This window comes from Paenibacillus massiliensis 2301065 = DSM 16942 (genome assembly GCF_000377505.1).
Taxonomy (GTDB): domain Bacteria; phylum Bacillota; class Bacilli; order Paenibacillales; family Paenibacillaceae; genus Paenibacillus; species Paenibacillus massiliensis.
In genome coordinates this window covers 1-8629 of the sequence record NZ_KB898215.1, presented here as the reverse complement: position 1 = coordinate 8629, position 8629 = coordinate 1, and the positions used below count along the sequence as shown (strand labels likewise).

Genomic DNA, 8629 nt, shown 5'->3' with positions numbered 1-8629 from the left:
GGATTTTTCTCGCCGCCCACGGACAGCAAGCTTACCTTGGAGCCAACCATGGACCACCAGAACAGCTCCCATACGGATACGTCGAAGGTAAAGGTGGTCTTCTGCAGAATCGTATCCTCTGCGCTCAGACCATAGCGATCATGCATCCACAGAATCCGGTTGATCACCGAGTGATGCTCGACCATGACGCCCTTCGGCTTGCCTGTAGAACCCGATGTATAGATGACATACGCGATATGCTGCGGCCCAGCCAGTGGGGCCAGGTTGGATCCATCCTCGTGATACAGCTCCTCCTGCTCCAGCACCAGTATTTTGCCGCCGAAGTCTGCCCATCCACTAGCCTCATTTGCCCCTGCAACATCTGCAGCAGTACCAGTACCCTTAGCTCCATCAATACCAGCATCCGTATCACTAGCCATTTCAGTACCACTAACACTAACAATTCCAGCCTCTGCACCCAGCGCACTCGAACTTGCCGCAAAATGGCCCGACTGTGCAGACTGCACCTCCCACCGCTCGACAAGATGCTGCTGCGTCAGCACCAGCTGCGCACCCGAGTCCTCCAGCATGAAGCGGATGCGATCGGCCGGATAGTCTGGATCAATCGGCACATATGCGCCGCCAGCCTTCAGAATCGCATAGATGCCCACCATCATCTCCAGTGAGCGCTGCACGACCACACCTACGGGCTGATCTGCTACAACACCTTCCGCACGCAAGGTGCGTGCCAGACGATTCGCACGTTCATTCAGCTCCGCATAGGTCAGCGATTGCTCTCCACAGATGACAGCCACCTGCTCCGGTGAACGTAATACCTGCTGCTCGAACAGACTGCTAAGTGTCTCCTCCTGCGGATATGGTGCTGCGGTATCGCCCCACATCTCGATGAGATGTGCTTGCTCTGCCGGGGTTACCAAGGCAAGTTCATCCACACGGATATGCGGATTGGCGACAATTTGCCCAATCACTTGATCAATATGGCCCTGAATGCGCTCCACATCGGCAAGGCTGTACACCAGCGTGTTGTACTCGAACAGAATTGAGATGTCTTCGCCTGGGACTACAATCAGGTTGAAATCATAGTTGGTCTGCTCAGCAATAGAAACGTTGGTAATCGACAATGCTGATCCGGAATGCTCACTGCCGTGCTCGGAATCGCCTACCTGGCTGATCTGTTCGCCGATCGGGAAATTCTCGAATACCATAATATGATTAATCAGATCCTGCTTCTGCTCAGTCAGTGCCTGAATCTCATATAGCGGGAACGTATCGTAAGCTCCCGAGGCAAGCGCCTGCTCCTGCACACTATGCAGTAGCTGTGCGAAGGTGGTACTACGTTCATTCATAATCCGTACTGGAATCGTATTGATGAACAAGCCGATCATCTGCTCCACACCCGCAATTTCTGCCGGACGGCCAGATACGACACTACCAAATACGACATCCTGATTGTTATTGTAGTTCTGCAGGATCACGCCCCAGACCGTCTGTAGCACCGTGTTGATCGTAACCTGCTGCTGCCTCGCCATCCGATTCAAGGCCTCACTCCATTGCTGGCCTAACGTGAAGGATAGCTTACCAGGTGTATATCCAGCAGCCCCTGATCCGTGCTCAGTCCCTTGCTCAGCTACATGCTCTGGTGCAAGCTGGGATGAGTTCTGTTCCGCCAAGAGAATTCCTCCGCCTTGCTCACCAGGCAGCAATGTCTGTTGCTCAAAGCCTGCCAGATAGTCACTCCAGTAGCGGGAGGCTGCCTCTGTATTTTGCCGTTCCAGCCATTCAATGTAGTTACTATAAGGCTGCACCGCTGCCAATACAGGCTCTTTGCCTGCAAGCAATACCTGATAGGCTCCAAATACTTCGTCCGTCACGAGCGACAAACACCAGCCATCCATCACAATATGATGGAAGCTCCAGATGAACTGATACGTGCTATCTCCTGTGCGCAGCACTGCTACACGCATCAACGAATCCTGGCCAAGGTCGAAGCCTCTCGCCTTGTCGCGAGAGATGTATTCAGCTACGATCTCAGCTACTGCATCTCTGCCTTCTCTAACATCTTCATACTGGAAGTCTACTGCTCTATAGCGATACACGACCTGTAATGGTTGACCATGCCAGCCACTATAGAAATTCGTACGGAAAATGGCGTGACGATCTATCAGCAGCGCCAGACTCTTCTCGAACACCTCTGGTACAAATGCTCCATTCAGCTCGAACGTTGCCTGCTCAAAGTACACACCCGTCTCGGCATGCATCAGACTGTGGAACAGCATCCCCTTCTGCATCGGGGTTAATGGATATACATTTTCCAGTTCACCTACTGCTTGGGTCTGGTCTAGAATCGTAGCAAGTTGCTCCAGAGTAAGACCTTTGAACAAGACATCACTTGGTGTAAGCTCTGTACGCTCTCGACTGACACAATGCTCGATTATTTCCAACAGATGGCCTCTCAGCAGCTCGGCCAGCATCTGAATCGTATGCTGACGGAAGCCTTCACGGTTATAGCGAATCTCAAGCTCCAGAACTCCGTCTGTGACGATACCACCTACATCAAGCATATATTTCATCTCTGTCCGTTCACTAACGGCTGCACCGATCGAATATGGAGACATGCGTATGTTACTGTTGCTCAGATCCTGATCGAATTGGCCCAGATAGTTGAAGCTAATCTGTGGCTCAGCGTAGCCTGCACCAGAGACACCTCTACCTTCGCTTTGACGGAGGTCTGTCCGGGCTTCAGTCAAGTATCTCCATATGCCATAACCGATACCTTTATTTGGAATATGGCGGAGACTCTCTTTGACTTGCTTGATGCGTGCAGAGAGTGTTGAATCACTGGCTGCATCCAACAGCACTGGATATTGAGTCGTGAACCAGCCTACTGTGCGAGATACATCCATACCAGCGAGAATGTCCTCACGTCCATGACCCTCTAAGTTAATCAGGCTTCGCTCATGGCCCGTCCAGGCTTGCAGCGTCATCCCCAGCGCGGTAAGCAGCAGATCGTTCACTTCTGTGTTGTAGGCGCGATGTGCTTGCTTCAGTAGCTGCTCCGTCTGTGGCTGTGTCAGCTGTACCACGACGGTGTCTGTGTCAGCCAGGGTAAATGGTCCTTCCACTTCCGCATCCATAGGCAGCTTTCCTTGATTATCCAGCGCCTCGGCGTTGAGTCGCTCCCAATAATCCCGTTCACTTACCATAGCCTCACTATGGGCATATTCAGTAAGCTGATGGGACCATGTGCGGAAGGAATCCGTTTTGTACGGAAGCCGTAAGGCTTCCTGTGAGACAGCCTGCTCATATACAGTAGCCAGGTCCTCGAACAAAATACGCCAGGATACACCGTCCACGACCAAATGGTGAATGACCAGCAACAGATGATCCCCGTCAGCACAACGGAACAAGCCTGCTCGGAAGAGAGGTCCTTCATCCAGATTTATACCACTTTGAATGCTATCGGCTTTGGCCTCAATCGCTGCTCTGAGCACAGCCGAATCTGAGACATCCCTAAAGTCTGCAACCTCGAGATGGAATAGTTCACCCTCGTCTATGCCGCGATTTTGCACACTATAGCTGTGATCATGCTTGCTGAATACCATCCGCAACGCATCATGATGCTCAGCCAGCTTCGCAAGGGCCTGAAGTAATGCGCCCTCATCAAAGCCTTGCTCCCGATGCAGCATAACCGCCTGATTGAAGTGATGATCATCCGGTTGCTTCTGTTCTACGAACCAATGTTGGATTGGCGTGAGTACGACTTCTCCTGTCACTACTCCCTGATCTGCTGTATGCCGCTCTGCGAGACCGAGCTGTGGTGCGAGATCCTTGATCGTCGGATATTTAAACAGATCCTTCATGTCCATCTTGTATCCGGCTTGCAACAAGCGGGAGGCTACCTGAATCGCTTTAATAGAATCGCCGCCCAGCTCGAAGAAATGATCAAGTATGCCAATTTGTCCACCACCGAGCACAGCGCTCCACACCGTGGCCAGAGCTTGTTCAGCCGCTGTGCGTGGAGATACATAGGCTGTGCCGTTAGACATGCCGCCCTCCGGCGCAGGCAGGGCTTTGCGGTCTACTTTACCGTTCACAGTCAATGGAATCTGCTCTACCTGCATAAAGTAGGATGGCACCATATAGGAAGGAAGCTCTTGGGTTAGCACCTGTCTGAGCTCTCCAACATTACAGGCCTGATTTGAGGTGAAGTAAGCACAGAGCATTTTCTGCCCATCTTCATCCTCGATCACCAGTACGACCGCCTCACGAATATCTACCATTCGCAGGAGCTTCGCCTCTATCTCACCCAGCTCAATTCGATAACCACGGATTTTCACCTGCTGGTCCATACGTCCGGCATACTCCAATGTGCCATCCTCACGCCAACGTACGAGATCACCTGTGCAATACAGACGTTCTTCTGTTCCTTCATCCGCTCCCGCTGCCCAAGGATTCAAGCGGAATTTCTCGCTCGTCAGCTCAGGGCGGTTCAGATAGCCACGGGCTACGCCGTCACCACCCACCACCAACTCACCCCAAGCACCGATAGGCTGCAAATGAAAGCCTGCATCGACTACATACGCCGTGGAATTATGGATCGGACGACCGATTGGAACAGCATCATGCTGTAGCTCGTCGATGCGGTATGTCGTCGAGAAGGTCGTATTTTCCGTCGGGCCATAGCCGTTAATGATGGTCAACCCCGGATGATGATCCAATACCCGGTTAATGTGCGGTACGGAGAGAACATCCCCGCCAACCAGCAAGTACTTCACAGCTCCGAACAATTCGGCATCCTGCTGGGAAAGCTGGTTGAACAAAGGCGCCGTCATCCACATGGTCGTAATGGCATGCTCGCGAATGCTCGTCTTCAGCTTGGCTGCATCCAGCAGTGTGTCCTGATCTACCAACACCAGCTGACCACCATTTAACAATGCGCCCCAAATCTCAAACGTCGAAGCGTCAAATACGAGCGCTCCCGTCTGCAGAATCCGTGTGGATTCATCCAGCGGCACATAATCCGTATTGCACACTAGGCGCACGACACTGCGATGCTCAACAACGACGCCCTTCGGCAGACCCGTAGAGCCTGATGTGTAAATGATGTAGGCTGCGTCATGGCTGGAAGTACTCGACGGCAGATTAGATGTAAGTTCACTATTCAATGTATCTGTGTTACTCGATATGTCTGTACTATTCAATGTATGTGCTGTATTCAACGTGTCAGCATTACGGGAAGCCTCATCATTCAGCTCGACGATCTGTCCCGTAAATCCGGTCCAATCATATCGCTCTAGTAGTGCCTCCTGCGCAAGCAGCAGTCTGGCTCCCGAATCCTCCAGCATATACCGAATGCGCTCCTCTGGATATTGAGGGTCAATCGGCACATACGCACCGCCTGCCTTCAAAATCGCCAGCGTGCCAATCAGCATATCCAGCGAGCGTTCAGCCAGCAAGCCGACTGGCTCGTCAGCCTGTACTCCAGCCAATCGCAACGTATGTGCCAAGCGGTTGGCTGACTCATTCAGCTCACGATAGGATAACGATTGCTGCCCATACACGGCTGCCGTCTTCTCAGGCACACGCGCAGCCTGCTCCTCGAACAGCCGATGAATGGACTGATGACGTGGGTACGCTGTGGCTGTGTTGTTGAATACTTCACGAATTTGAGACTGTTCAGCAGCAGTAATAAGCTCCAACTCGTCTATGCGAGCTTGCGGATTCAGCGCAATCTGCTCCAGCAGATGTGCAAAATGTCCATGCAATCGCTCAATGCCTGCTTGATCGAAGCTCAGCGCGTTATACATAAAGCGAATCCGGATTGCTTCGCCTGGCATCACAACCACGTTCAGATCATAATTTGTTTGCTCTGTAGCAACGACGTTCGAGATTGTAAATGCGTCTTCTCCACTGTCACCAAGCTGCTCGACCTGTTGCTCCACTGGATAGTTTTCAAAAACCATAATGTGATTGATAAGATCCTGCTTCTGATCTGTCAGCGACTGAATCTCATACAATGGGAACGCATCATACGTATTGGATGCAAGTGCCTGCTCCTGTACGCGTCTCATCAGCGTGGCAAAGCCTTCGCCTGTTACCGTCTGAATACGAACCGGGATCGTGTTAATGAACAAGCCGATCATCTGCTCCACGCCCGGGATATCGCTTGGACGACCTGACACGACGCTGCCGAACACGACATCGGTGCTGTTGTTGTACTTTTGCAGCAGGACGCCCCATACGGTCTGAATCAAGGTATTAATTGTGACTTGATGCTGCTTGGCAACTCGTCCAATCTGCACGGCCAGCTCTGGCTGCAGATCACACTCCAGCTCACCCGCTGCATATTCCTTCTGGCGTACTGAGGTGGACTGCACCTTTTGCTGTGGCAGCATAACCTGCTGCTCATAGTCAGCTAGATATCCGCTCCAGTATTGGCGGGCCTCTTCACGATCCTGGCGCTCCAGCCATTCGATAAAGCGACTGAATGGTGTGACTGGCGAAAGCATCGGCTCCTGGCCCGCACGCAGGGCAAGATAGGTACCGAAGACTTCCTGTGTCATGAAGGACAAGCACCAGCCATCCATTAGAATATGATGGAAGCTCCAGATAAAGTGGTATGCTTCATCTCCAGTCTGTAAAATGGATACCCGAATGAGCGCATCCGCATCCAGACGGAATCCCTTGGCCTTGTCTTCACCCGTATAAGCTTCTACACGCGCCTCACGATCAGCAACTGACAGTTCACGCAGGTCCTCATAATATAGCTGTCCACTACGGCTGCGGAATACAGCCTGTACAGGCTCGTCCTTCCACAAGCTAATAAAGTTCGTCCGCAGCGCTTCATGGCGTTCAATCAACAGGTCGAAGCTGCGTCCGAAGGCCCCCACATCAAAGCGTCCGTTCAGCTCAAAGGTAGCCTGCTCGAAATAAGCTCCTGAATCAGCATCCATCAGGCTGTAGAAGAGCATCCCCTTCTGCATTGGCGTCAAGGCATACACATTCTCCAGTTCGCCGAGCTCACGTGTATCCTCGACCAGTTGCTGCAGCTCATCCATCGTTACGTTATTCAGCAGTACATCACTTGGCGTCAGCACTGTTCTGTCCTGTGCAACACAGTGAAGAATAACTTCACGCAGACTGGAGACCAAGTGCTCTCCAAGCCGCTCCATCGTCTCCTGACGGAACTGGGTGCTACCATACCGGATCGTGAATACAAGCTCGCCGTCCTCAATCAACCCGTTGATATCCAGTGCAAAATCCATGGCCGCCTTGGTACTCACTGGCACACCAATCGAGTAAGACGAAGGCTGCAGAGCACTGCCTTTGTAATCCTGATCGAATTGCCCCAGATAGTTGAAGCTAATCTCTGGCTCAATCTGGAGTAATCCGCCAGTTGGTGTGGTTGCTGAATTGGACAGGTAGCGCAGAATGCCATAGCCGATGCCTTTGTTCGGAATTTGGCGCAGACCTTCCTTGACCTGCGTAATCAGACGCCCGATATTGGCTTGATCAGCCCCTGCTCTACTAGAAGCAGCACTGACGTTCAATACAACAGGGAACTGGCTTGTGAACCAACCGATGGTGCGCGTAACATCCATATCTGGCAAAATGGATTCCCGGCCGTGACCCTCCAGATTAATTAACACGCGCTCCGATCCAGACCAGTCGAATATAGCCTTGCCAAGAGCACTCAGTAGCAGATCATTCATTTCTGTGCTGTATGCACGATGGGCCTGTTTGAGCAGCATGTCAGTCTCCTGCTTCGTCCAGCGTACCGTAATGACCTCGCTATCCCCCAGTTGTGCTTTAGGCTGGTCAAAGTCCTTCGGCAATGCCTGCACAAGCTTCGCTTCCGCTTGCTCGATATGCTGCCAGTACGCAAGCTCCTGCTCCATCGCTGCGCTGTTGGCATAAGCCGACAGCTGCCCTGCCCAGGTCTGGAATGAATCACTCTTATGAGGAAGCTGAATAGCCTTCTCCTTCTTGCCCGCCAATGCCTGCTCATAGCCAGCTGCAACGTCCTCCAGCAATATCCGCCAGGATACTCCGTCCACCACCAAATGATGGATGACAATCAGCAAATGATCCCCTTGCGCGCACTGGAACAGACCCAGCTTCACAAGCGGTCCTTCGCTTAGCTGAATACTTCCTTGAATCTCTGTTGCCTTGGTCTCGACAGCTAATGCTTCATCAGCTACACCCAAGAGATCTACAATCTCCAGCGTATATAGCACGCCATCGTTAGTCTCACGGTTCCAAGCCTCATAACCATGTTCTGTATCGCGGAAGACGGTACGCAGCGCATCATGATGCTGGACAATCCTGTCCATCGTATGCCGCAGTGCGTCTACATTAAAGCGTTCAGCCCGGTACAGCAGCATAGCTTGATTGTTGTGATGCGGCTCTGCAGGCTGCTGCTCGAAGAACCAGCGTTGAATTGGTGTCAGCTCTACCCGGCCCTTGGCATCCTCTTGGCTGGCGATCTTACCGTCGGTACGCAACAGAGGACTGAGTGATATGACTGTCGGATGGCTGAACAGGTCCTTCATCTCCATCCGGTACCCAGCCTGCAGGAGTCGTGATGACACCTGTAGCGCCTTGATGGAATCTCCACCTAGCTCGAAGA

At 52.3% G+C, this 8629-nt stretch carries 1 protein-coding gene; it reads right to left on the bottom strand.

Translation table 11 applies throughout. The annotated features are described in order from the left end of the window. A partial coding sequence (locus D328_RS29935; RefSeq protein ID WP_018888333.1) for a non-ribosomal peptide synthetase occupies positions 1-8629 on the bottom strand: 8629 nt, incomplete at both ends.